Origin of the sequence: Lysinibacillus mangiferihumi (assembly GCF_003049665.1) — a bacterium.
GTDB lineage: Bacteria > Bacillota > Bacilli > Bacillales_A > Planococcaceae > Lysinibacillus > Lysinibacillus mangiferihumi.
This window is the reverse complement of sequence record NZ_PYWM01000013.1, coordinates 67751-93707: the sequence shown is the minus strand read 5'-3', so window position 1 is coordinate 93707 and position 25957 is coordinate 67751. Positions and strand designations below refer to the sequence as shown.

Annotated in this window: 21 protein-coding genes and 1 pseudogene; 14 read left to right on the top strand and 8 right to left on the bottom strand. The window is 35.6% G+C overall.

Annotated elements, in window-relative coordinates:
• The first annotated feature begins 3 nt into the window (after positions 1-3).
• On the top strand, positions 4-870 hold the full coding sequence (locus C9J37_RS13655) for an ATP-binding cassette domain-containing protein (RefSeq protein ID WP_107895777.1): 867 nt from the start codon (positions 4-6) through the stop codon (positions 868-870).
• Between the two features lie 5 nt (positions 871-875).
• Positions 876-1505 carry a hypothetical protein gene (locus C9J37_RS13650; RefSeq protein ID WP_107895776.1) on the top strand — a complete coding sequence of 210 codons (630 nt, stop codon included), beginning with the start codon at positions 876-878 and terminating at the stop codon, positions 1503-1505.
• A gap of 175 nt (positions 1506-1680) precedes the next feature.
• On the opposite strand, the pseudogene C9J37_RS29680 reads toward C9J37_RS13650, so the two are convergent.
• From C9J37_RS29680 to C9J37_RS13635, 4 genes and pseudogenes are all read right to left on the bottom strand, one after another.
• A pseudogene (locus tag C9J37_RS29680) lies at positions 1681-1777 on the bottom strand (IS200/IS605 family transposase); the annotation flags it as partial.
• Between the two features lie 188 nt (positions 1778-1965).
• Entirely contained in the window at positions 1966-2241 is a 276-nt protein-coding gene (locus C9J37_RS13645) for a hypothetical protein (protein ID WP_107895775.1), read from the bottom strand.
• 21 nt (positions 2242-2262) lie between these two features.
• Entirely contained in the window at positions 2263-3222 is a 960-nt protein-coding gene (locus C9J37_RS13640; RefSeq protein WP_107895774.1) for an anti sigma factor C-terminal domain-containing protein, read from the bottom strand.
• Entirely contained in the window at positions 3206-3718 is a 513-nt protein-coding gene (locus C9J37_RS13635; protein WP_107895773.1) for an RNA polymerase sigma factor, read from the bottom strand. The genes C9J37_RS13640 and C9J37_RS13635 overlap by 17 nt, the downstream gene beginning before the upstream one ends.
• Before the next feature lie 195 nt (positions 3719-3913).
• Between C9J37_RS13635 and C9J37_RS13630 the strand changes: the two genes are divergently transcribed.
• From C9J37_RS13630 to C9J37_RS13615, 4 genes are all read left to right on the top strand, one after another.
• Positions 3914-4666, top strand: coding sequence for a phospholipase A2 family protein (locus C9J37_RS13630; RefSeq protein ID WP_107895772.1), 753 nt, complete (start codon positions 3914-3916; stop codon positions 4664-4666).
• Between the two features lie 225 nt (positions 4667-4891).
• Positions 4892-5578, top strand: coding sequence for a response regulator transcription factor (locus tag C9J37_RS13625; RefSeq protein WP_107895771.1), 687 nt, complete (start codon positions 4892-4894; stop codon positions 5576-5578).
• Positions 5565-7622 carry a HAMP domain-containing sensor histidine kinase gene (locus C9J37_RS13620; RefSeq protein WP_167397314.1) on the top strand — a complete coding sequence of 686 codons (2058 nt, stop codon included), beginning with the start codon at positions 5565-5567 and terminating at the stop codon, positions 7620-7622. The genes C9J37_RS13625 and C9J37_RS13620 overlap by 14 nt, the downstream gene beginning before the upstream one ends.
• 724 nt (positions 7623-8346) lie before the next feature.
• Entirely contained in the window at positions 8347-9825 is a 1479-nt protein-coding gene (locus C9J37_RS13615; protein WP_107895770.1) for an MDR family MFS transporter, read from the top strand.
• Between the two features lie 178 nt (positions 9826-10003).
• On the opposite strand, the gene C9J37_RS13610 is transcribed toward C9J37_RS13615, so the two are convergent.
• From C9J37_RS13610 to C9J37_RS13595, 4 genes are all read right to left on the bottom strand, one after another.
• Positions 10004-10759 carry a GNAT family N-acetyltransferase gene (locus C9J37_RS13610; protein WP_107895769.1) on the bottom strand — a complete coding sequence of 252 codons (756 nt, stop codon included), beginning with the start codon at positions 10757-10759 and terminating at the stop codon, positions 10004-10006.
• 241 nt (positions 10760-11000) lie between these two features.
• Positions 11001-14168: a non-ribosomal peptide synthetase family protein gene (locus C9J37_RS13605; RefSeq protein ID WP_107895768.1), complete on the bottom strand. Its 3168-nt coding sequence runs from the start codon at positions 14166-14168 to the stop codon at positions 11001-11003.
• A gap of 188 nt (positions 14169-14356) precedes the next feature.
• Complete coding sequence (locus C9J37_RS13600; protein ID WP_107895767.1) at positions 14357-16105, bottom strand: methyl-accepting chemotaxis protein; 1749 nt, start codon at positions 16103-16105, stop codon at positions 14357-14359.
• Positions 16106-16609: 504 nt separating this feature from the next.
• Complete coding sequence (locus tag C9J37_RS13595; RefSeq protein ID WP_107895766.1) at positions 16610-17098, bottom strand: hypothetical protein; 489 nt, start codon at positions 17096-17098, stop codon at positions 16610-16612.
• A gap of 170 nt (positions 17099-17268) precedes the next feature.
• Between C9J37_RS13595 and C9J37_RS13590 the strand changes: the two genes are divergently transcribed.
• The 8 genes from C9J37_RS13590 (at position 17269) to C9J37_RS13555 (ending at position 25883) form a co-directional block, all read left to right on the top strand.
• Positions 17269-18606 (top strand): AAA family ATPase, encoded by a 1338-nt coding sequence (locus C9J37_RS13590; protein WP_107895765.1) that lies wholly within the window; start codon positions 17269-17271, stop codon positions 18604-18606.
• A complete protein-coding gene (locus C9J37_RS13585; RefSeq protein WP_107895764.1) occupies positions 18599-19333 on the top strand; it encodes a hypothetical protein in 735 nt (244 codons plus the stop codon). The genes C9J37_RS13590 and C9J37_RS13585 overlap by 8 nt, the downstream gene beginning before the upstream one ends.
• 397 nt (positions 19334-19730) lie before the next feature.
• The gene (locus tag C9J37_RS13580) at positions 19731-20240 is read left to right on the top strand and encodes an RNA polymerase sigma factor (RefSeq protein ID WP_167397313.1); all 510 of its coding nucleotides are present in this window, start codon (positions 19731-19733) and stop codon (positions 20238-20240) included.
• Entirely contained in the window at positions 20240-20644 is a 405-nt protein-coding gene (locus C9J37_RS13575; protein WP_107895762.1) for a hypothetical protein, read from the top strand. The genes C9J37_RS13580 and C9J37_RS13575 overlap by 1 nt, the downstream gene beginning before the upstream one ends.
• A 138-nt stretch (positions 20645-20782) precedes the next feature.
• On the top strand, positions 20783-21337 hold the full coding sequence (locus tag C9J37_RS13570) for a hypothetical protein (protein WP_107895761.1): 555 nt from the start codon (positions 20783-20785) through the stop codon (positions 21335-21337).
• A 301-nt stretch (positions 21338-21638) separates the two neighbouring features.
• Complete coding sequence (locus C9J37_RS13565) at positions 21639-22928, top strand: glycoside hydrolase family 18 protein (protein ID WP_167397315.1); 1290 nt, start codon at positions 21639-21641, stop codon at positions 22926-22928.
• Between the two features lie 125 nt (positions 22929-23053).
• The gene (locus C9J37_RS13560; protein ID WP_107895759.1) at positions 23054-25282 is read left to right on the top strand and encodes a YcdB/YcdC domain-containing protein; all 2229 of its coding nucleotides are present in this window, start codon (positions 23054-23056) and stop codon (positions 25280-25282) included.
• Between the two features lie 133 nt (positions 25283-25415).
• Entirely contained in the window at positions 25416-25883 is a 468-nt protein-coding gene (locus C9J37_RS13555; protein ID WP_107895758.1) for a YusW family protein, read from the top strand.
• Positions 25884-25957 lie beyond the last annotated feature (74 nt).

The following is a 25957-nucleotide window of genomic DNA, read 5'->3' as shown; positions in this document are numbered from 1 at the left end:
GCTATGATAAATGTTCAAAATATTACAAAAACATATAAAGGGAAAAAAACATTACAAAAAGTTTCTCTAGAAATTGAAGGTATTTACGGACTATTAGGACCAAATGGAGCTGGTAAAACTACATTGATGAGAGTCCTGGCGGGGCTAATCTCTGTTGATGAAGGTAAAATTATAGTTGAAAACGATGATTTACATTCTACAGATTTAAAAACAATTCGTAACGGAATTGGTTATTTACCTCAAGATTTTGATTTGTACCCAAAGGCTACAGTGTATGATTGTTTAAATCATATTGCTTTATTAAAGGGAATAGCTGATTCTCAATTACGAAAAGAGAGAATTACAACGGTGTTGGAGCAAGTTAATTTAGTCGATGCTAAAAAACAAAAAGTATCAAAGTTATCTGGCGGAATGAGAAAACGTTTAGGAATTGCACAAGTTTTTCTAACGAACCCTAGTATTCTTATTATAGACGAACCTACTTCCGGTCTAGATATTCTTGAACGCATAAGATTTAGAAATCTATTAAGAGAATTGTCAAAGGACAAAACCATTATAATATCCTCTCATATTGTAGAAGATGTTGAATTCTTATGTACAAAGTTAGGTATTATCAAAGAAGGTAGCGTATTAGCTGAAGGTACTCCAGAAGAAATTGCTAAATCATCTGATGGTTTTGTTTGGAGCATTCAAATTCACGAAAACGAATTGTCAGAAACATTCAAATTATATACTGTTATAGATATTCAGCAACGCGGTTTCAACATTTTAGATGTAAGGGTATTGTCTAAAAATAAACCATCTAATGCTACTCCTTTAAACGCTACGCTTATTGATGGTTACTTATCAATCATTAATGGTTGGAGGTAGAAAAAATGGACCAATTTAAATTTGAAGTAAAAAACATGGGTTTAAATTTCTACATTCCTATTATTATTTTTTTAGTTGTTTTTTGTTCTCTATTCTTTTTGCCAGCAGAACAATATGAATTACAACTATTAATATTTCTTCAAACTGTTTTTGTACCATTTTCAGCTTGGTGGTCTATTTATCTAGTATATGAGTTATATCAAAATCAATCAGAAGAAATTTTATTACTATGTTATCCACGCAATCTCATTCTGAATTTTATTAAATTTGAGTCAATTTTCATAATAATGCTTGCCCTAATAGTGGCCACATTTTATGTAATACTCCCAGATGTAAGTATATTTAAATTGCTGATCTTGTTGATTAGTCAAGCTTTATTAATTTCCTCATTAGGGTTGTTACTAGCAATATTTTTTAAAAATATTGAAACACCTTTTATGATAATTGTTTTGTATATCGCAACAGAATTGCTAACTTTAGGAGACGTGTTTCTGTGGCCGCATATGTTTTTCTTTGACTTTAACTTCACTTTTAGAGAAATAGTTTTTTATGCAATTTCTAGTATGTTACTTATAACAGTAAGTCTCTATTTGTCATATGTTAATGTTCGTACTATCGAAAGAAAAATAATATAAAAGAAATATCTACCACACTAAGATTGTCGAATCGCCTTTTGATACTTTAAATCGATATGTCGATCGAAAATCATTAAGTTACTCTTTCCATTAGCCTATGAACTAATATACACTTAGTTCATAGGCATACACATCAATAAAAGCTTATATTCTAGCCATCCTGTTGGTTAAATAAATTCCATTGCTTTTCTTTCACATAACTGATGTAGAATTTTTCCTATATCAGTCTTGATTTGATTATAAATGACATATCTTCTGTATTTTTGTGCAAAGCTATTTTTTAAAAATCATGGTTATTAATATTTGATTTTCCCTTTTTGAAGGATCCTCTCGTACTAAATAGGGTGACCAGACCTGTAATTATTGTACGATTGGAGTTTTTATGTTCATAGTTAAAAGCTTACTGAAATCACCTGCAGAGTAGGAAGGTCCAGAAAGCTAACACAAAAGAGTTTGAATTTTACGCATTTTTTTTGCGTGAAAATAAAAACGCCATGAAAATGAAAATTACACCATTTAAAAAAAAGAGTCCACCAGAAATAAATCCAAAAAATCCAGCACCAAAACCACTTTTTTCTATATAACCAAATATGGATCCCGCAATAGTACCAACTACAGGGGAACATATTATCACGATAGCCGCTGATATAAGCCATTTATTGAACGAATATCTCGAAAATTGTATAACAATACAATTTAATAGTAACAGTGCTGTGAATAAAAATAAGAATTCCATTAAGATTACCTCATTTCCACATTAATATTTATCAACAGTCGATCCTAAAAATACAGCTCTTACCATAGGGGATTCAATTAATTCTAAAATTTCCGATGGAAAACCTGTTACAACTACACCAATAATTTCGAGATTAGCAGATGACAGTTCTTTTTCATTAGAAGTAGCAGTTATATTGCTGACAATTCGATTAGCTATTTCTTTATAACTGCCTTCTTTTGAGAGTTGTTTAATATTACTTATAAAAAGTGCTGATCCATTATCAAGATCATTAGTTTTATTGGAGGAAAAACCGATAACGTCATCACCCGAGATTGTTACATTTTTTCCGGTATCTACGTTTAGCTGGTTAAAATCATTAATATCTGCTGCTTCATAAGTGTTCACCCAAAACCATGATAAGCTTTTACCAAAAGTATTCTGAGTTTCTAGTAATGAATAAGCCTTATCAAAAGATAAAGCTACCTCTATTACCTTATCGTCTTTTATATCAGAAATAATTTCTTTATCATCCGCAATATCATTAAAATTTACTTTTGGATGTATAAATTCAATGACCCTTTCTCCATTGAAATACATTGGTATTCTTTGATCATTAATATGTCCACTACCGACTGGACCGTTAGTAGTTATTCTTTTTGAAGTACCGAACAATGAATATCTTTTTTCAATCGGAACCCAGGGTATAGCAACATCTCCTACTATTTTATTGAATTCAGTTTTGGTTGTTGCAGAGAAAAGGGTATAATTCGTAACTGTTCCTTGTTGTGTAATATTGGCTCCATGTATGTTGTTCCACATAGTATCAACTGCGCTTTCTTTATTAATCGTCTTTGAAATAACTATATTACCCACAAACTGAAAGGTACTTAATACTAAAATACAAACAATAAATGCAATGATGCCCATACGTATTTGAGATTTCCTTTTTGCTTTTTTTGCTAAATTTTGAAATCCCGAAGTGTTATTCTCCTTTGTCATTATGAATCCTCCCATATTCTTCAATAAATTGTTTTCTTGCTCGATGAAGAATTGTCTTTACAGAATTGACTTTCATCTCATACAAGTGTGCAATGTCTTCAATTTTTAACCCTGTACTGTACTTTAAAATTAAAAATTCCGCATGTTTCGGTTTTATTATTTCTAATATCTTGTGAATATCTCTTTTTAATTCCATTTGTAGTGCAGCTTTTTCAGGTGTTACCTCCTCGAATAACTCTTTTACATTAAACTTCATCAAAATATTGCTTTGTCTTTTTCTTTTACGGTATAAGTCGTAATAACTATTAACAGATACACGAAAAAGCCAACCGTCAATATTACTAATGTCCACAGAATCAATATAGGTTAGGAATTTATAGGCAGTATCTTGTATAACATCTTCAGCGTCCTCCACACTCGCTCCCATGTTAATTAGGTATTTTTTGTTCTTATTTAAAGATTGGAACAACAGCTCCCCAAAATCGAACTCATTCATGAATAACCTCCTAACTATAAGACGAACGAAACCAAAAAAGGTAAACAATTAATTAATATACATTTTTTTCTAATTGCGTTGTGTCTACATTATATACCTTTTCTATTTCTGTATTAAAGGTTGTTATTTATCAGCGCTATCATTCTTTATATATTGTATGGTGGCCACCAAATACAAATTGAGGGGGAAAATAAAATGTTAGTAGGTAACTATTTGAATAACGAAGAAGTAAAAACGTTAATTAGTACATTTTCTGAAAAAACTAAATTCCGTAATTTAATCCAAGAGATGAATAATTCGGAAAAATTTGAGTTTGATGAGAATTCAGAGGTTATTCAAGCAATTAAGTTCGATGTCCTTAAAGGTGAGGATGTTTATTCTGCAAAGGTGGTGTATCTTAAAATCAATGAAAATGTGAAAATCCGATATACTATCCGTCATTTAAATGGCGATGAGAGTACAACAAATGACTTTTTCATTGGTGAAATCTTTAAAGTTGAAGAAGACGAAATTAAAGTTACTCACTTTAGATCATACCACGATGAATATGTGTCATCTTTAATTAGTTCACACACACATGAAGTTGCTGCTTTAGCAATAGAGTCGAATAAACTTCAAGAAGAACAATTCCCGATTGATGAAAACTATGTACCAGGGATGCTATTAAATGAAGAAGTAAAAACTGCAGCTTGGTATTCAGGTTGTATGCCAGGCGGATATATGTGGTGTGGTGAAGGCTGCGGTGGTTCTTCAGCATGTAAATCTACTGCCGGTGCTGTTAACTCATTGGACTTTTGCTGTAAATCCCATGACTGTTGCTACCATACCTATGGAGTAAGTTATAAGAATTGTCTTTGCGATTCAAATCTTTGTGATTGTTCTCAACGAGTTCCATGGCAGTTTAGTACACCAATCGTTCAAGCAGCTATGTGTTCTAGTTGTAAATAAAGTAATTTGAGGATTGATTAAAAGGATAAGCAATGAACAGAACTATTGTTCATCGCTTATTCTTTTGTTACTCTACACGGGGAAAAAACAGAGTCCTCATGAAAACAATAAGAAAATCTTAAGAATTGGTGCATGAGTTTGTTAAGATTTAGTTAGTATTATATTTTTATACGAATCCAATAGGAGTGATTATAGGAACCTAAAGAGATGGAGGATTGAATGTAGTTGAACATTTTGGTTTGTGATGATGATAAAGAAATTGTAAGGGCAATAAGCGTTTATTTAGAAAATGAGGGATATAAAGTATTTAAAGCGTACAATGGTGTGGAGGCAATTGATCTTATTCACGAGCAAGTGATTCACCTAATTATTATGGATATTATGATGCCAAAAATGGATGGCATTACGGCGACAATGAAGATTCGGCAAGATAATATGATTCCATTAATTATGCTTTCTGCTAAGTCGGAGGATTATGATAAAATACTCGGATTAAATATTGGTGCAGATGATTATATGGCAAAGCCGTTTAATCCATTAGAACTTGTCGCTCGAGTGAAATCACAGTTAAGAAGGTATACGGCATTTGGCAGTCTGGAAGTAAGTAGCCATATTTTCCAAACGGGTGGTCTTATGATTGATGATGAAAAGAAAGTTATTACGGTTGATAAACAAGCTGTTCATTTGACCCCAGTACAGTATAAAATTTTAAAGCTACTTACAGCCAATACTGGAAGAGTATTTACGATTGAAGAGATTTATGAAAAGGTGTGGAATGAAAGCGCCGTTAACCCAGAAAATACGGTGGCAGTCCATATTCGGAAAATTCGAGAGAAAATTGAAATTAATCCGAAAGAGCCGAAGTATTTAAAAGTTGTATGGGGAGTGGGGTATAAAGTTGAGAAATATTAGTCATGCACTGATTACGAAAGTGATTGTGTTTCTAATTGCTATCGCTTGTTTAACGGGTACAGCGAAGGCTATTATGGGCATGGAATTAAATGATGTTTATCTTAGTAATATCAATGAAAATAATTACTTTGAAAGTCAAGTATTCGCTGATGAAAGTTATAGTCTTATCAGTTCCTTAGCGCAATTAATCGGACAATATAAAAGTGAAGAATATATTTTAAGCGGTAAGGCACTTACAAAAGAAGATAGAAGAGCAATTGAAGAAGAGTTATATAATGATTTCCAATATTCATATAAATACAATGGGAATATGAGTGAGTTGGAAAATAGACGCATATATGAAAAAGAGTATGCAGATGACATCAAAAGTAAAAAAGAAGAAAGCATGAGACAACAACTACGGGTGTTTTATCGTTTACTCAACACTTTAGAAGCATCGGAAGGAATCGTCTATTATGCAAGTGACGGTGAACATATCTTCTCCAATAGTGAACTAAATAAAAAAGAACAATTTACATCATTTGGCGCATATATGCTATTTGATGATTATCAACAGAAGCTGTATCCAAAAGAAGTAGGAAAAAGTAAGTACGTAGATTATGTTACACAAGAAGTGGAACAGTTAAATCCACAAACAGACGTTATCTATGTGGCGTTTGAAGAATCTTTCTTAGAGCAAAAAATGCAGGAATGGCAAAAAGATAAAGCGATTGCCAAACGTTTACTGAATGAGTTTATGTTATATCTAGCAGGATTTATTGTATCTTTTATTTATTTAATAATTGTTATTGGCAGAACGTCATTCAAAGATAAAGAACTGCATTTACATGTTATGGACAAATTATATAATGATTTAAATATTGTGATCGTCGTATGTTTAATCTCTATGTGGATGGCTATGATTATTGAAGTGTTACGTAATATGTACTTGCTTCTAACGGTGCCTATTTTTATAATTGCTTTGCTGCTGGTCTTATCACTCGTAAAGCATATTAAAAATCGAACATTACTGCAGCATACACTTATCTATCAAATTATTAAAAAATGTTTTATTGTGGTGAAAAACATATTTGATAATGGGAGTACAGCGGTAAAAATTGTGTTACTTGTTATCGGCTATCCTTTAGTAGTGGTGGCTACGTTTTTTATGTTTCCTATTACACTAGGCGTAGCAGCCTGGTTGGCAATGAAGAAGGTGAAATCGTTTAATCGTATTAAAGAGGGTGTAGAGCAGATTAAAAATGGTGACCTTCATCATCGAATTGAAGTAGATGGAAAAGGGGAGTTTAGCCAACTTGCCATGAATATTAATAGCATTACCGATGGTTTAAAAAAGTCGGTGGATAGTGAAATCAAGAGTGAGCGTTTAAAAACAGAGCTTATTACGAATGTTTCGCACGATATCAGAACGCCATTAACGTCTATTATTACGTATGTCGATTTATTAAGAATCGAAAAAGACCCGGAATTAATTGCTGAATATATTGATGTATTAGATCAAAAATCGAAAAGGCTCAAGCTTTTAACGGACGACTTGTTTGAAGCGGCTAAAGCGTCAAGTGGCAGTATGCCTGTTCAATTAGAACGAATTGATATCGTTTCGTTACTAAAACAAGGCATAGGAGAGATGGATGAGAAAATCGAAGCAGCATCCTTAGATTTTAAGTTAGCCCACCCAACAGAAAAAGTCTATGTGAAGGCTGATGGTAAACTTCTATGGCGCGCCATTGAAAACTTATTTTCGAATATTTTTAAATACGCACTGCCTGCATCCAGAGTATATATTGATGTTGAAGACTTAGGTAATGAACTACTAGTAACATTTAAAAATATTTCAGCGTATGAATTAAATATTTCAGTCGATGAGCTTATGGAACGTTTTACACGCGGGGATGAATCTAGATCGAGTCAAGGTAGCGGATTAGGGTTATCGATAGCTGAAAGCCTTATTCAAATCCAAGATGGAAAGTTCTTCGTTCAAGTAGATGGCGATTTATTTAAGGCGATGATTTACCTACCGAAATTTCAAAATGAATTAAAATAGTGAAGGAATAGGATGCATAAAGTGTGTCCTATTCTTTTGCAGTTGTTCTTCAACAACAACTGTAATAATTTTTTCTTGTTCTTGAAATCTTTGACTTCTGCTAATAAGTTCGTTATAATTTGTCATGTATTATAAAATGCGTAAAGGAGGACTATTAAATATGACACTACGATTCCCAACTTTGAACCAATAATTGAATATGGTCAAAGGCTCTGTTTGTGTATGCAGAGTAAACGGAATTAGTCTGTCTTGTTTTAATATACCTCATTTCATATTTGTGAAAATACAATTTCATAAGTTTATGAATCTTTCCCATATATCACACTTCGAAATATAGGAACGATTGTTTAACCGATGGAAAAATATGCAATGTTAGAAAGGCGACTTTGTTCAACCTTTCTTTTATTTTTGTCTAATTACACCTTTTTTGATGGTATCAAAAGTAGGTGTTTTATGCCTTATGGCTAACTTCATAAAAATAGGACGATTTTTTCCCTTTACTTTTGAGATCACAGGCAGATGTTTGTGATCTTTTTGTTTTCTACAGCGGGTATTATAAAATGCTCTGACGCTATACAAGGTGGTGAATTCCCCAATGGTACATGAACTAGGAAGGATTGGGTAGGATTTGTTTTGAATATACAAATTATTAAGCATAGGTTACTTATCATAATGAAATCTATGAAGCATTTTTTTAATATGACTATTCGTAAGGAGTAAATAAATGAATCAAAATCAAACGGTGAAATATGAATTCCTATCACAGGACCCTAATGTTAAAACATTACCGATTATGCTGTCGTTAATTATCGGTGCATTCTTTGCTGTTTTAAACGAAACATTGTTAAACATTGCTTTAACTACATTAATGGATGAATTCCATATTACCTTGCCAACCGTTCAATGGATGGCAACAGGGTTTATGCTTGTCATGGGTATAGTCATTCCAGTCTCTGCATTGATGTTGCAGTGGTTTACAACAAGGCAATTATTTCTTAGTGTGATGGTCACGTTCACAATTGGTACGATTATTTGTGCAATTGCACCTAGTTTTCCGCTTTTATTGGTAGGACGTTTAATACAAGCGGTTGGAACAGGGTTGTTAATGCCCATTATATTTAATGTGTTCCTTTTATTATATCCACCAGAAAAGCGCGGGAAAGTTATGGGCATTGTAGGTTTAACGTTTACGTTTGCACCGGCAATTGGACCAACTTTATCTGGGGTAATCGTGGAATATTTAGGTTGGCGCTATCTATTTATTATTGTTATTCCTTTTGCCATATTTTCAATTGTTTTTGCCTTTAAGTATTTAACAAATGTTTCGGAAGTAACAAAACCTAAAATCGATTTTCTATCATTGCTTTTTTCAACGATTGGGTTTGGAGCAATTATTTACGGGTTTAGTGCTGCTGGTGATAAAGGTTTCCTTAGTTCTAGCGTCTATCTGACGATTATCATCGGAGTCATAGGTGTTGTCTTGTTCTCATTAAGGCAATTTAAGCTGAAAGAGCCTGTTATGGATTTACGGGTATTCAAATATCCAATGTATACACACGCTGTATTTATGTTTGTGATTATTATTATGGCGATGTTTGCATCAGAAATTATATTACCTATATTTATGCAGGGACCATTAGCTTTGACGGCTGCAGCAGCGGGACTCGTATTACTACCAGGGAGTTTACTCAATGGGCTCATGTCTCCAATTATGGGGCAGATGTTTGATAAATTTGGACCACGTGTATTGATGATTCCAGCAACACTTGTTTTAAGTGGTACCGTATTTACTTTGAGCAGGTTAACGGCTGAAACGCCGATTTGGATAATTGTAGTATGCTATATTTTATTAATGCTAAGTGTCTCGGCTATTATGATGCCAGCACAGACAAATGGGTTAAACCAACTGCCTAAATCTTTATATCCACATGGAACGGCAGTGATGACTACTTTACAGCCTGTTGTAGGCGCTATTGGTGTTGCTGTTTTTATTAGTATTATGAATGCCAAACAAAATCATTTTTTACAAAAGGCAACAAATCCGAGTGATCCGTCTACAATTAGCCAAGCAATGGTAGCTGGTGTGGAACTTGTTTATCTCATTGCTTTTATTATCACGATAGTAGCGATTATTTTGGCATTTACTGTTTATCGTGCGGTGCCTAAAGAAATAGTAGAAACACACTCTGAAACGAAATCATAGCGTAGTATCGGTTGAATACTGCCCAATACTATAGTAAACGTTAAAAAATAAAAGCTTCTCATCAGTTGCATCAACTTTTGAGAAGCTTTTTATTTACGCTAATTAAAGATAAAACGGTAATCTAGCAATCGTTTTTCTAGTTTGTTGTGATGCTGAAGTATCGTTTAAAGACAGCTAGTTATTGATCTTCAACCTTTAAAACTTCATATTGGAAACCCCGATAAATATAATGTTGTTTTTGATACATGTCTCTCGGTGTATCTTCACCATCTGCTACTAAAATAACGGTTTTTTGCTGAAAATTTTGCATTACATATTGCTGAAGTTGAGTACCTATTCCTTTCCGTTGATAAGCCTCTAGTACAAATAAATTATCAATTTCAACTGTCGTATCTTCTTCAATTAGCTCTGTAGAACCAACTGGGATGCCTTCATAGTAAGCAAGGAGTTGATGTTTCTTTGAATCGTGAAAACGATGTTTTAGTAAAGCTTGTTTTTCAGTGGCAAAAGTTTCACCATATCTTAAATCTTCTTTGTACTGCAGTGTTAAAAATGCCTCTAAATTGTCGTCAGTCACAGGTCGAACTTCAACATGCTCGTTTACCTTTGCAGGGAAATGGCTAGGTTCAATTGTATATAACTCTAAAAATCCAATATCATAGTTTTCATCCGTTAAATAACTGTGAATATCGCTCGGAATTTTTTCGTTAGACGGGAAAATAAATTTTAAATGTTGCTGATTATGTTGTTGGTGATAGGAGCGTAGTAAATGCTCCAAATTCTTAAATGTCGTTAATGCAGGCATGGTTTTAAATAAAATAAAATTACTATCATAACGGCTCAGCATTTCTGGATAATGCACATGCCGATACATTTCGTCTTCATAAATGATATGGCCAATTTTTTCTATATGCTCAAAAGTAATATCGTTCATTGTAAATCTCCTTATTATAGCATGACTTGAAAATGGGTAACGATTGAAACTTTGTTGCTATTAGTGTGAATGCTATGGCACTTGATAGCAAGGAAAATCTAAATGATGCACACCTTCGCTCCAAGCGATAAGTAACTGACACCTAAAAAAGACAAAGGGCATCAAGAGAGTTACATCTTGATGCCTTTTGACGTACGCTTCAGCAAAGGAATAGGAGCGGATTCTTTATTAAATTCCTACATTATCGTACTGTAACAGGCGTTGGCTCAGGGAAATAACCTAATTGAATGCCATAAGCAATCATTGTACGGATAAAGGCTGGATTAGGCTCTGCGCATGTAATATCCGTATGCTTTAAAAAGTCCTGTGTTTTATCACTATTAATTCTAAATGGTGAATCGCTTGGGCCATCACCGTCAAGCTGTGCAATGGCTAATGATAAATAATCTTGTAGTTCTTCTGGATGCTCCGAATGTAATAGCCAATCTTCGTATTCTTTCGCCGTAACAATTTCTAACGCATAGCCCATGTCTTTGATAGCCTCAACAAAATCGAGATAGAGTAACGGTACTGGGTTACATAGATGGAATATGTGCCCGTTTGATTTTGGCTGACGGGCTAGCGCTACAAGTGCTTGGCTTGCAAAATTAATTGGCGTAAAATCGACATGCCAATGAGCTGACGGGGTTTTTCCTAAATAAAGCATTGATTTTACCAGACGATAAAATGCATTATCATCTATATTGCGTTGGAATTTCCCTGTCTGTGAATGACATGTTAAATTGCCAACACGATAAATTGAGACAGGAATATTATCATTCACTGCATTTCTAACGAGATTTTCAGCATCTAACTTACTTTGGTTATAGACATTTGAAAGTGCAACATTGTAATCGAAATCACCAAGTGCTTGTTTGTCTCCCCATTGCGTTGCCGCAAGCTCCTCGGGGATACCTATTGTTGAAACATAATGGAAATGTACACCCACTTTACATTTAGCAAGCTCCAGCAAGTATCTAGTGCCTTGCACATTGACATCGTTAAAATGACTTGCTGCTCCGAAATGTCTTACATCTGCACCGCAATGAATAATGGCGTCGATTTTTTCAGTAAGAAGCGCGTGGTCTTTAGCAGATAAATCAAGTTTTGCCTTACATAAATCGCCTTGGATGACCGTCACTCGTTTTTGCAGCATAGGGATAATAGCATGTCCAAAATAAAATAACATGCTATCTTTTAATTTATCATCAGGCGTTGTCTGAGCACTTTGTCTAATTAAACAATAAACATGTGCGTTCGTATTCATTAAAAGCTCATATAAAACATGACTACCTAAATAACCTGTTGCCCCAGTTAACAGCACCGTTTTCATCGCTAAAGGTGTGACATTATGAGTAGTGATAAGACGGCTTGGCTCCATTAAATCTTTACGTACAAAGTCAGTTTTTTGCTGGGCCTCACTTGTTTCAGGTTGATAGGTACTAATATAATAATCTAATTCAGCAATCGTATGGTATTGGAAAAAGTCTTGAATTTTTAAAAATGGAATATGCTTTTTCACTTGTACTAAAATCTCAAGTACTTTTAAAGAATGTCCACCGATATGAAAGAAGTTATCGTGGATGCCGACACGTTCAACACCTAGTACCTGCTCCCAAGCACTGGCTAGTAGCTGCTGTATTGTATTTTCAGGCGCATCATAATGCCTTGGTAGCGGTGTTGTTACCTCAAGGGCAGCTAATTGCTTTCGATCAATTTTGCCAGTAGGAGATAATGGCATTTCCTGCACTTCAAGTAAACGTTCAGGCACCATATAGTCTGGTAAAAGATCTGCTAAATAATGTCGAAGTGCTTCTTGTTCCACCTTCATACCACCGAATACCGTGTAATAGGCAAACAAGCTAGTATTGCCATCGTCCTTTTTTTTGGCAAGTATTACAGCCTCTTGGATGTTAGGGTGATTACTTAACACCGTTTCAATTTCCCCAAGCTCAATGCGGAACCCTCGCACTTTAATTTGAGAATCTTTGCGTCCTACAAATTCAATTACGCCACTTGGCAATAAACGGGCTAAATCACCTGTTCGATACATCAACTTCCCACATTCAGTGGACAGATGTGGGACAAACACTTCAGCAGTTTTTTCAGGCTGATTTAAATAGCCAGCAGCTAGTCCTGCACCAGCAATATAAAGTTCACCTGCTTCATTGGCAGGGCATAGCTGACCGTCGGTATTAATAATATACATCTCGTAATTGGCAATCGGTTTGCCGATTGGAATACTCGCATGGTGCTCAATGATTGTATCCGGCACTTTGTAATACGAGGACAGCACTGTACATTCTGTCGGTCCATATAAATTAATAATTGCAGTTGTCGTTCCGAATTTTTCACGCCACTTTTGTATAACCGCAGGCATAAGGGCTTCCCCACCTACAGACAAATATTTAAGAGATGATAATTGATATTGGTAATCGCTGGAGAGATGCGTTGCAAGCTGCGTAAAGAATGCATTTGGAATAGTGGCTGTTGTCACTTTTTCCCTTGCAATCATCTCAGCGAATGCTTCAATCGATATGCGTTCAATACTTGTGAGCATATGTAATCGAGCGCCTGAAAAGAAAGCAGTAAATGTTTCCGTGACGGATGGATCAAAACTATAGGAGATAAATTGCGAAAAGACATCATATTTACTTGCTTGGTAGATTCTTTGATTATCCGTAATTAAGTTGATCACAGATTCATGCTTTAGCATTACGCCTTTTGGCTTGCCTGTCGAGCCAGATGTATAAATAATATAGGCTAAATCGGCAGGGCTGAGATCGATGTAAACATTGTCTTTTGGAAATGTGATTTCCATGCGATTCAGTGTAAACACTGTACGACATTGGAAATCGTTATGTAATAAATTGGTAAGTAAAGCTGCGTGTTCTTCTTTTATTAATATGAATGTTGCCCCTGAATCATTTAAAAGGTATTGACAGCGTTCTTGTGGATAGCTCGGATCTATTGGAACGTAAATACCTCCTGCTTTTAGAACGCCAAGTAAACTGATAACTGTATCCTGACTACGTTCCATAACAATTGCTACTTTGTCTCCTTTTTGGAGACCATTGTCTAGTAACATATGGGCAACTTGATTGGAGCGTTCATTGAGCTGACGATAGGTGATCCGACCACCATTAAAAGACAGGGCAATTCTTTCAGCGAATTGTTCCGCTGATTGATAAAATACATTAGGGATTGTTTGATCTTTCGCATAAAAGGCTTTTGTTTGATTTAAAGCTTGATATAATACTTTATCTTCTTCTGTTAACAGTTGTGTACAATTGGATGGTAACGTCTGTTGTTCTTGGGTATTTGTTTGATAATTTGCTGTAAATAAATCAAGGTCTCGTTTTAAATTCAATCATAACAACTCCTATTTTTGAAAGTAGGGGACTGTTCCCGTTTAGTGCAATTAGAAGTAACTTTATTATTGATAGGATTAGACATTGCTACTTTTTCTTAACAAACAGCCTTGCCGATGTTTTTACATCGACAAGGTTGTAGGATTGCTTGCTCTTTGTTTATTTTCGCCATGCATTTAGTACATCATTATTTTACAATAAATGTATTTACGACAGTTAATAATTCACTTGATAAATCTGATAGTACTTGTGCTTCTTCTGAAACTCTTTGCACTGTATTCAGCTGACTAGCAGATGTTTCGGCTACTGCTCTTGTGTTGTCTCGAGAACTTACTGAGAAGTGTTCCATATCTTGAACAGCTGATGTAACTTCCTCCATACCTGCTGCCATTTCTTCAATCGTAGCTGATAATTCTTGAATTTGCCCTGTAACATGGTGAATTGAAGTTAAAATTTGGCTAAACGATTTTTCGGAATCATTAATCATAATTAAGCCATTATCCACTTCTTCTACAGCATGTATCATGATCTTAACTGATTCATTTGTATCATGTTGAATACGAGTAATGAGCGTAGAAATTTCCCTTGCCGAAGCTTCTGATTGTTCGGCTAGCTTACGCACTTCATCAGCAACAACAGCAAAGCCACTTCCTGCTTCGCCTGCGCGAGCAGCTTCAATTGCAGCATTTAATGCAAGCAGATTTGTTTGGGAAGCAATCCCTGTGATAATGCCGACGATTTCTTCGATTTTACCAGAATGTTCACCGAGCATTTTTACAGACGATGCGGAATGATTCACTGCCTTACTAATAGCATTCATTTGCGTTACAGATTTGCTTGTCGAATCATTACCTTTTTCAGCTTCTTCTGATGCTAAAATAGAAGATTCGGAAATTTGATTGGATGTCATCGCAATGCGTTGAATACCAATACTCATTTCCTCAATTGTAATGGAACTTTCTTTAGCCTTTTGCACTTGTAAATCAGCACCACTAGCTATTTCTTGCATTGACGAAGCTACATTATTGTATGAATCTGTTGCTTCTTGCATATTGCTTGATAAAACTTGTGCAGAGTTTGAAACACGTGAAGAAACATTTGTTGCACTTTTAATAACAGTTTTTAAGCTGTCAATCATAACATTGAAATTATTTGTTAGTACGCCAATTTCATCATTTGATTGAACAGGTAACGCTTCAAGCTCTAAGTTACCTTCCGCAACTTTTTTAGATTGTAAAGATAGCTGTTGGATAGGTGTTAGCTTCTTTCTTAATAGTGAATAAACCACGATAGAAGAACCAATTAGGAATAGTACAGTAATTAACAGAATCCATAATGCTTCTGATAATGCTTTAGCATTTACCATGGATACATCATAATCGATGGCGTAAGCAGCTACAACGGAACCATCTTTATCTAAAATCGGCGTAAGACCTGTTTTATAGCTTCCAAACTCATCTTTATAAATAGCTGTAGCTGTTGCCTCTTTTGTTTCGAATACTTCCTTTATTCTTGCAAGAAAATCTGGGGAAAGTCCCATGGCAACCATATCTTGGTTATATTCTGCACCTACTTCGAGTACGCTTGTGGAAAGAACCGGTGCGTTAATATTTTCACCATCTACTGTAATAAGAAAGAGATTGGTAATAATATCTGATTCCTCGTTGATGGCATCCATTTCCTTCGTTAAATGTAGGACATCATTATTGTCAGCATTTGGGCTTTCTAGTACGGATTTTAATGTCTTTTGGTCTATTGTCTTAGACAAAATCATCCCTTTATCATAGAGCGATTGGTCCATATCTTTTAAATTACTGTTTTTCACTATATAATAGGCAAATCCCGTAGTAACTAGCCCAAATAATAGTAAAATACTAACCATGATGACGGTTAATTTCTTGCTAATCGACATTTGCTGTTTCTTATTTTTCTTCATATCTCTTCCTCCTAAAATTGTATACAAGACATATTTCAAGCGAAAAAGGGACGGCCGATAATGCGAAAGTCAAATGTAATGGGAATAGTACAATGTTACAATTGACCGTTATGATATTCGAATATATGGAAATACCTTATACTTTTTATCATTATTTCTTTGATTGTAAAATAATCCATTCATCCCCTAACATTAATCAACTATACTGCCAAAAAATACGATTCACAACCCAAAAATCCTCCTATTTAAAGTGTGAAATTTCGGTGAGCGAAATAATATATAGTTTTTTTATATCAATGTTTATTGGTGTCTATGCACATAATTAATAGAAAATGCACTATTAATAGTATATTTTATTTCTGGGACTAGCTGTTAAAATAAAGTGTTTATTATTCTGAACAAATATTGTAACCAACATAAGCGAAAAATTGTTGTTGGTCATTGCTATGTAAAAAAATAAAGGCTTTCCATTTGTTCATTACTGAACGGATGGAAAGCCTTTTTTTATCTTGGATTACCAAATATGCCAGGTAAAATATCAGAAATACCTGGAGGTGTTAAACGAGGGAATCCTGGTAATTGCCCGCCTGGAAATGGAGGAGGTGGGAATGGCTGCGGTGGATATGGACGTGGTGGATATGGTTGCGGCGGATGCGGATATGGTGGATACGGTTGCGGCGGATGTGGACGAGGAGGTGGATATGGCGGCGGGTAAGGGGATGGATAAGGAGGTGGATAAGGAGGTGGATAAGGAGGTGGATATGGTGGCGGATATGAGCCAGGAGGCAAACCTGTCCCTGCTGCGGCAATTTGATTCACATCTACTGTAATAATTTGTCCAGAATCTAGCTGTATTTCAGCAGTTCTTCCGTCTTTTCCAAATGTTCGAATTAATGTACCGGAATAAGTACCAGTAGGGAGCGTAACCCATATTTTCATACCAGGTCGGAATTGCTGATTAAAATCTTCAGGGGCTAATCTTGGATAGACCAATAGAACACACCTTTCTTCATTTTTCTTTTCTAACATATGTCCCATATTCTATTTGTCATAGGCATATGGCATAGGATGAATAAGCAAGAATAGGTATTATCGCGCTATTTGTTATAAAATATATCGATTTTAATTATAATAGGAAGAAATGACTGAAAAGGATGTTTGAAATGGCCATTATCAAAATGAAAAAAATAAAGATACAAAATTTAAGAAATGTACGCAATGGTGAGCTCACATTAGCAGTGAATTTTGCTTCGCTTATGGCAGCGAATGTTGTAGGTGTGTATGGACAAAATGGTTCAGGGAAAACAACCATTGTCGATGCATTTAGTCTGTTGAAGACAATTATTTCTGGGTGGATTGCTGAAGTGAAATTGCCATCACAAGATAAACGCTTAATTATGGCAGGGGAAAATACCGCTAGTTTGGACTTTGAATTGCTAGTGGACAACCAATTCGGGACATTTTTTGTCAACTATTCCGTAACATTGCAAGAAGATGAAAATCGACTGTTCATTATTGCAGAGCGCTTGACTTACAGGGAAGATGAAAAAGGAAAACGTTCAAAAGTGTTAGTAAGTGTCGCAGATGAGGATGTTCAAATTCGAAAAAGCTCTTTGCGTGATATGAGTGAAAAGATCCGTATAAAGACGCTTGTTATTCAACAATTAGCACGAAAACAATATATGTCTTTTGTCTTCCATAAAGATTTAAAGCCGTTGCTACAAGAAAAGCTATCAGAATTAGAAATGGAATTGCTTCGTAATATAGCAGTCGACTTTAATCGGGACTTACATGTTATTAATAACCAAAATATTGCACCTTTATTTGAAGAGCGTATTATGCCTTTTAGTATTCATTTAGAAAAAACGCGAGGCTCGATTCCTTACGATTTGAAAGGACCAGCATTATTGCCAGAGAATGCTTTCAATGTATTATGTGAAGTCATTGAGCAAAGCAACCAAGTATTGTCGACCATTATCCCAGGGCTAACGATTAAAATTTACGTTATTACAGAGCAATTATTAGATAACGGTGAAAAAGGCATACGTTTTGAGTTTTTATCGAAACGCGGTGAGCGGGAATTACCGTTACGAACTGAATCGGAAGGAATTTTGAAAATCATTGCTGTGCTTAGCGTACTAATAGCTGTTTATAATAATCCGACTGCATGTGTCGTAATCGATGAATTAGATTCGGGTGTATTTGAATATTTGTTAGGTGAGTTGTTAACAGTGATTGATGAGGGCGGAAAAGGACAGCTTATTTTTACGTCCCATAATTTACGTGTGTTAGAGGTGCTTGCCATTAAAAACTTATGGTTTACAACAACAAATGAGAATTATCGATATATGCAGCTAAAGGGCATTAAAGAGGTCAATAATGCGCGAGATGTCTATTTGCGTGCGATACAGCTTGGCGGACAGGATGAGGAAGTTTATAAAGAAACGAAAACGTTCAAAATAAAACGTGCTTTTAGAAAAGCTGGTGTGCAACATGACTAAAAAAGTACTATTAGTTATTGTTGAAGGTCAAACAGAGCAAATTATTTTAGAAGATTTTTTGGATGAACATTTTACTGATTCGACGATTCGCTTTGATGTACAGCGAGAGGATATTTTGACAAAGTGGGATGCAAAAAAGAGAATTCCCAATATTAAAAATAGTGTTAGCCGAGTCATTCATAACTATCTAGAAAAGTATAAGTTTTTAGCAAAAGATTTAACGGCGGTCATTCATATTACAGATGCAGATGGTTGTTTTATCGCCCCAGAGTTTGTCAAAATCAAATCAGATATGGAGCAAAATTTATTTTACACAGAGGATGCCATTTTAGTAAAAACAGAGAGGCGTAAAGAGCAAATCGAACAGCGTAATGAAATGAAAGCGAATAACGTCAAGATTTTGCTTGCCAATGACCATTTTAGTATTAATCGTTTAAAAGTACCGTATCAACTTTTTTATTTTGCTACGAATTTAGAGCATGTGTTATGGAATGAGCGCAATGAAGTTGCAACAGAAAAAGTGCAGAAAGTAGATGAATTTATGGACAATTTATCGGGCTCTATTAAAGAATATCTTGCGGATTTTTTGCCCGTTGATGGAACACTAACTTATAGGGAAAAGATGAAAGAAAGCTGGGCGCACTTAACGAAGGGCTGTAACTCATTGCAACGCGGTACAAATGTGCCGTTATTATTTGATATGATTACGTCTAATGTAGGTGACTAATGGGCAAAAAGGCTGGGACAAAACTAAAAAATTTAAGGAACAGAGGAAAGGTGTTCGTAAATTTTTGCTATTATGGGAACTTGGCTACTTGCAAAAAAATAGAAGTGTTTCACTAGTTGTTGGTAGCGGAGGTGGTGACTCCAGCGGGAACAGCACATAATGTTAGACGCTGGCATTCCGCGCGTTAGCGAGGGTTGCGGCTTACTGTGCTGAGCGGAAAGCACCGCCGAAGCGGACAACAACGGCGTAGCGAAAAAGTGTTAGATTGATGGCAGTCAATCTAACACTTTTTCTCTTTTGTCCCACCCACTTTCAATGAGCTAAAATTTTTATAAAATGTGTAACAAATATTGGATACTAACGACTTATTAAGGAATGTAGAAAGCGGGGTGAAGTTTTGCATAAAAATCAATTACAGATTGAGCAACTGTATGATGCCTATCATCGTGATGTCTACCATTTTGCGCTTTATTATACAAATAGCAAACAAGAAGCGGAAGATATCACGCAAGAAACTTTTTTAAAAGTACTTAAACAATTACATCACTTAAAGGATGGAGAGAAGGTAAAAACGTGGATTTTAACGATTGCACGGAATACAGCAGTAGATATACATAGAAAACAAAAGATTAAGCGTTTATTGACAGAGAAACTAACTAAACAGCCTATTTTAACAGAAGGCATAGAACCTCCTGCTATAGTTGAAAAAAACGAGCAATGGCAAATTGTACAGCAAGCATTAATGACATTAAAGTCACATGATCGAACAATCATTATATGTCGTATGTTAAAGGATTACACAATTCAAGAAACAGCAGCTATTCTCGATATTTCAGAAGTGAAGGTACGCGTTGACTTTCATCGTGCAATGGCAAGACTTCGTAAAAAAGTAGGGAGGAGAAATTGATGGAAGATCGTGAGTTATTTGATACATTAAAAAATCGTCCCGATATTGAGCCAGAGCAAGCATTTTCAAGTAGCCTACGTCGAGAGTTAGAAAACAATCCAAAATTAAAAACAAAAAAAGTAACTGTTGCACCACTTCTCACAATCCCTATGACAATAGCTATTTTTGTTTTTTTATGGATGATTACTACAGGTCAAACGTTAGAAATAAGAAGTACGGCATCACCTATTATCAGTCAAGAGAAAACAATGGTGTTTACTGGAGGGTTGTTTGTATTACTCTCCCTAGTGTTATTTATTATTTTTGTGTTTAGCAAGGGTTATACAAAAGGGAAACTGGTCTTTATAACATTTGCCTTGTCATTGTGTGTATGGGTGGGGAACCTAGTATACGCTAATTGGTAGCGTGTAGCTGAACCGATTGTAGTACCGTCTCAACGTGATACTGCTGTATCCACTGCTAGTAGATTTTTAGATAGAGACAGTGAAGTATTACTACTACTTTTCATTCGAGATATAGAACTTTGCGGGAGGGGAACGTTGATGAAAGATCCTTACAATAATTTATATAATGGGTTATGTTTTATTTTTTTAGACTTAAAATTTTTTGGACTACCTGACATTTTTCCTGATTTCTTTGGTTATATGTTTTTTGCTTATGGCATTCATTTATTGCCGTCAATTCGTAAATTGAAGTATTGGACGAGGAACTTTGCGATAGTTTTAACTGTATTGTCCTTTGTTGTGGAACTGGACCAATGGACGGGGACATTGCTGTTAGGACAAATCGGAGTACAGTTGCTGCAATTTTTATTGATACTTTTCATGTATTTTCTATTTCAACTGTTATTGCATATTCATGAAAATAAAGCTTTCGAGGCGAAAACATTTAGAACATATCAAATATATATGACGCTTATGCTATGTGGTTTTGTTATACAATCATTTGCTATTAACTTAGATGCCAATTTGCAAGAGGTGGCGCTTACTATAAGTATTCTACTACAGCTTATAGCTTTTATACTGTTCGTCTTTTATTGCCGTTCAGGTAGTAAATACTTTAAAAGCAAACAACAAAGTAATGTCCAATCATTTTAATAAATTGTTTGAGTGCCTGGCACTTACCATAGATACCTAGCATAATATCGGCTCCTAAATCGTAAAAATTCACTACGCTTTCCGCGGGCACGACGTAAGCCACAACCGTCGCTGTCGCGCCGCCTGTTGCGTCTTACGTTACGTGCGTTCCCGCAGGAGTCTTCGTAGATTTTTACTTAATTGCTTGCCGGAAGAATTCAGAATTGTTTGAGTGCCTGACACTCGAAAGTGACATGTTTTCTTATTTTATATCATAAGCTTTATAGCTATGGTTTTATTATGTAAAAAGGAGGCAAATCGCATTCAAATACATGTTGTACGGGCAGGGGAGTCCTTATATGGCATTGCACATGCGTATGGTACAACCGTTCAAAGTATAGTAGATGCCAACCAAATTCCTGATCCCAATCGATTAGTTGTTGGGCAAGCGCTCGTCATTCCAATCGTAGGTAGCTTTTATTATGTACAGCCTGGGGACAGTTTATGGTCAATAGGGCAACGCTTCGGCATTAATTATTTAACGCTTGCTCAGGTCAATGGCATTCATCCAAACCAGATTTTATCAATTGGTTTGCGTCTTTATATTCCGCCAGCACCGAAAACAAAAGCAGAGACATTGGCATATTTAGAGCCAAGAGGAACAGCGGTAAGTGAGGCGCTATTAAGCCAAGCTAGAGAAGCATCGCCATATTTAACGTATCTTGCGTTATTTAGCTATGAGGCGCAGAGGGATGGGACACTAAAGAAACCACCGATTAATGGTGTCACTGAAATTGCAAATGATACAGGTGCAGCTCTTGCTATGGTTGTATCTAACTTGGAGAACTTCCAATTTAGCGGAGAACTAGCAAGAGATATATTCCAAAGTATCGCTGTGCAAGATTTACTTTTTGACAACATTCTTAATGAAGCGAAGCGCGTAGGAAGCATTAAAGATATTCATTTTGATTTTGAGAACTTACCAGCCGATCAACGAGAAGCGTATAACAGTTTTTTAAGACGAGCAGTGAAGCGGTTCCATGCCGAGGGATATACGGTGTCGACAGCGCTAGCACCGAAAACAAGTGCTAATCAGCGAGGTCCTTGGATTGAGGCACATGATTACAAAGCGCATGGGGAGATTGTGGACTTTGTATTGCTGATGACCTATGAGTGGGGCTATTCTGCGGGTCCCCCAATGGCTGTTTCACCTATTAGGGAAGTGGAGGCTGTTGTGAAGTATGCTGTATCGGAAATGCCAGCAAGTAAAATATTGCTTGGGCAAAACCTATATGGCTACGATTGGACATTGCCGTTTGTACAAGGTGGTCCGTATGCAGAGGCTGTAAGTCCGCAGAGGGCTATTGACATTGCAAAAAAATATAATGCAGCGATTCAGTATGATTGGAATGCACAAGCACCTTTCTTTGACTATTACGACGAGCAAGGAAGAGCACATGTAGTCTGGTTTGAAGATGCGCGATCGATTCAAGCAAAATTCAATTTAATTAAGCAGTACAAGCTTAGAGGTATAGGCTATTGGAAGCTAGGCCTACCGTTCCCGCAAAATTGGCTATTGATAGGTTCAAATTTTGATGTGGTGAAGAAATGACAATGATAGGGATAATGGTATACCCAATCTATTTCTCAACTATTTGGAAATAATCTGTAAATACTATTCCCTAATTTGGTAATATAATATATAATTATGGTAAATTGTAATTTAGGAGGGATATTTTGGGTAAATTTAAAAAGTTAGGAATTATTTTAACGTCTACTGCATTTTCTGTCGGGGTTCTTTCTCCAATGGCACAAGCTTCTGCTAATGTTAAGGATGCTCCAGAAAGAATTGAGATTCAAGTAGCCTCTACTGAAACAAAAGTAACAAAAAGCACACTTATTAAAAAATTACGTGAGCTTTTCCCAGAAAAGTTCAATTTTTTAACAGATAATGATTTCCATACTGGAAGTGGCCATTATTATAACGATGATAAAACGGTTCGTTATGAATTGAGCTTCCATAAAACGGTGAATGGAAAAGATATCTATGGTAGCATCACATTTAAGGGCGATAATTTAGAGCTAGAAAACTTCTATTACCAGCCAGCGAATGTTGCAGATGCGCTCTATCCTGCAAAATATTCAAAAGAAGATGCACAAAAAATTGCACAGGATTTCTTAAAGAAATTCCCGAATACAGCAAATTATAAGTTGCAAGAAGATGAATATGATTATCTTTACGGTTATAATTTCACTCGTCCATTATCAGAACCAATTACTTATTCCTATACGTATGCACCAACACAAAACGGTGTGGCAATTAGTGACCATTTCATTTCTATCGGCGTGCTTGCTAATGGAGAAGTTGTACAAGTATATCGCAATTCAGATGTATCTTCTAAAGCAACGTTCGATAGTATAGAAAAGAAAAAGAGTGAGGAAGATGTTCTTGCACAAATTCGTGAGAACTTTGCTGTTGAGCTACGTTATTATGTAGACTATAATTTCCAATCTGAAAAACGCAATGTCAAACTAGTGTATGTGCCAACATCAAGCTTCTATGGTGTAAATGCATTAACTGGTCAATGGCAAACAGCGAATGGTTTCGTATCGCAAGCACCAAAAGCAAAGGGTGTTGAAAAGCTTTCTTCAGAACAACTTGCTCCGAGAAAAAGCGGCATGACACTTGAAGAAGTGGAGGAATTTGCAAAGTCCTTCTTAAAAGTGGACCCTGAAAAGGCGAAGTTGCAAATTGAGATGATTGATGAAAGAGAAAATGAAAACGGTGACACACTCTACTCTGTAAACTATATGTATAATTATGATAGTGGTGGCACTGGTGCGTCACTTGAAATTAACAAGGCAACTGGTGAAATTACTCAGTTCTATGATGTACGTAGAGACTTCATGGTATCAGATAAAAAAGCAGAAACAATTACTAAAGATGCTGCGATGGCAAAAGCAATCGACTACTTAAAAGAGTGGGCTCCGTCTTATATTCATAACTATGCAAAACCTTTAGATGATTTTGCTTATGATAGTTATGGCAAGCAATATAGCTTCTCTTTCCCACGCGTAGTCAATGGAATTGCTGTTGTTGGCGATGAAATTTATGTAAGCATCGGATCAGATGGTTCATTGCGCTCATTAACAATTAACCAACAGAAAATTGATAACTGGCCGGCTGTAAGTAATGCTGTATCAGCTGATAAGGTGAAGGAAACATTTAGTAATGCATTAAAGCTAAAACTGCAGTATACAAAGCAGGATAAAGAGGATAATAACCACTATGATTTAGTGTATGCACCGACTTATGAAGGTAGCCTTTTCAATCAAATTGATGCAACAACTGGCAAATGGGTAAATAGCGTTGATGATTCAAATAGTAAACCTCAAATTTCACACCCAACTGCTGCAAAGGAACTAAATTACTTATTAGCTCAAAATGTGTTGGAAGTAAAAGATCCAGCAAGCTTTAATGCTGATACATCTGTGACAAAAGGTGAGGCATTGAAAATTATGCTTAAATCATTGACATATGGACATTTTGGAACATATGGAAATGAAGAAGAAGCCCCTCAATCCTTTAGTAATATTGATGCGAAACATCCGTTATACGGAGTGGTTGAACAAGCAGTAAGAATGGGCGTATTACAACCAGCAAATGAATTTGCTGTTGATGCAAAATTGACTCGTCAGGAACTTGCAGAATGGTATATTCATGTATTACGTTTAGAAAGTGCTGCTAAGCATAGCGATATTTATAAATTAAACTTCGCAGATGCCAGCACTATCGATCCAGCGTATACAGGATATGTTGCATTAGCAAGCGCGATGGGGTTAATTGATGCACAACAAAATAACTTTAATGCCACTGCAGAAGTAAGTTATGCTGATTTAGCTGTGTCAACACTTCGCTTAGCTCGTGCTATTCATGAAAATAATGCTAGTCGTAATTTCTACTAGGACAATTTGAATGAATTCTTCCATCTGTTTAGGATGGAGGAAAAGGGTATCTCTTGACTTAAAGAGATACCTTTTTGCCGTTTAATTGGAGCGGTTTTAGGGAAGAATACATGCAAGAAAAGGAGTGGAAATAATGCGAATTTATAAAAACTTATTAGTATTCTCATTAGCGACAGGTTTACTTTATGGTTGTAATAAAGATGAGGTAAAAGACGTACCTGCAAATGCTCCAATTGAGCAAAATACAAATCAACAAGCTGGCGAAAATGTCACTGACCAAGTGCCTTTTAACTTTTTGGAATTTGCATTGGATGTCGATTATTCGCCAACAGAATCTTATGAGATTGAATATGAAAATAAGAAGAACGGTTTAGAAGTTAAATTAAAAGATGATCGCAACAATGAAAGAATACAAGGTGATAAGGCTTATACGAAGGTCGAACCATTATTGAAGCAACTAACGTTTGATTCAACAACACCGAATGATGAAGTAATTGAGCAGGTTATTAAAGTATTTAATATTAAAGATGATTACCAATCCATTGAGGTAGAAGTGGAATTTGCGGATGGAACAGAAAAAGAGTTTAAACGATTGAAGTAATAGCTGTGCCTTATACGGTAATATGTATAGGGCTTTTTCTACGATTTGCAACGCCTTTTTATAAATCAATCTGA

Excerpts from the sequence above, each read along its gene's own strand:
- C9J37_RS13655 (WP_107895777.1), top strand. The coding sequence starts at position 4 with ATGATAAATGTTCAAAATATTACAAAAACATATAAAGGGAAAAAAACA.
- C9J37_RS13650 (WP_107895776.1), top strand. The coding sequence starts at position 876 with ATGGACCAATTTAAATTTGAAGTAAAAAACATGGGTTTAAATTTCTAC.
- C9J37_RS13645 (WP_107895775.1), bottom strand. The coding sequence starts at position 2,241 with ATGGAATTCTTATTTTTATTCACAGCACTGTTACTATTAAATTGTATT.
- C9J37_RS13640 (WP_107895774.1), bottom strand. The coding sequence starts at position 3,222 with ATGACAAAGGAGAATAACACTTCGGGATTTCAAAATTTAGCAAAAAAA.
- C9J37_RS13635 (WP_107895773.1), bottom strand. The coding sequence starts at position 3,718 with ATGAATGAGTTCGATTTTGGGGAGCTGTTGTTCCAATCTTTAAATAAG.
- C9J37_RS13630 (WP_107895772.1), top strand. The coding sequence starts at position 3,914 with ATGTTAGTAGGTAACTATTTGAATAACGAAGAAGTAAAAACGTTAATT.
- C9J37_RS13615 (WP_107895770.1), top strand. The coding sequence starts at position 8,347 with ATGAATCAAAATCAAACGGTGAAATATGAATTCCTATCACAGGACCCT.
- C9J37_RS13610 (WP_107895769.1), bottom strand. The coding sequence starts at position 10,759 with ATGAACGATATTACTTTTGAGCATATAGAAAAAATTGGCCATATCATT.
- C9J37_RS13600 (WP_107895767.1), bottom strand. The coding sequence starts at position 16,105 with ATGAAGAAAAATAAGAAACAGCAAATGTCGATTAGCAAGAAATTAACC.
- C9J37_RS13590 (WP_107895765.1), top strand. The coding sequence starts at position 17,269 with ATGGCCATTATCAAAATGAAAAAAATAAAGATACAAAATTTAAGAAAT.
- C9J37_RS13585 (WP_107895764.1), top strand. The coding sequence starts at position 18,599 with ATGACTAAAAAAGTACTATTAGTTATTGTTGAAGGTCAAACAGAGCAA.
- C9J37_RS13575 (WP_107895762.1), top strand. The coding sequence starts at position 20,240 with ATGGAAGATCGTGAGTTATTTGATACATTAAAAAATCGTCCCGATATT.
- C9J37_RS13570 (WP_107895761.1), top strand. The coding sequence starts at position 20,783 with ATGAAAGATCCTTACAATAATTTATATAATGGGTTATGTTTTATTTTT.
- C9J37_RS13555 (WP_107895758.1), top strand. The coding sequence starts at position 25,416 with ATGCGAATTTATAAAAACTTATTAGTATTCTCATTAGCGACAGGTTTA.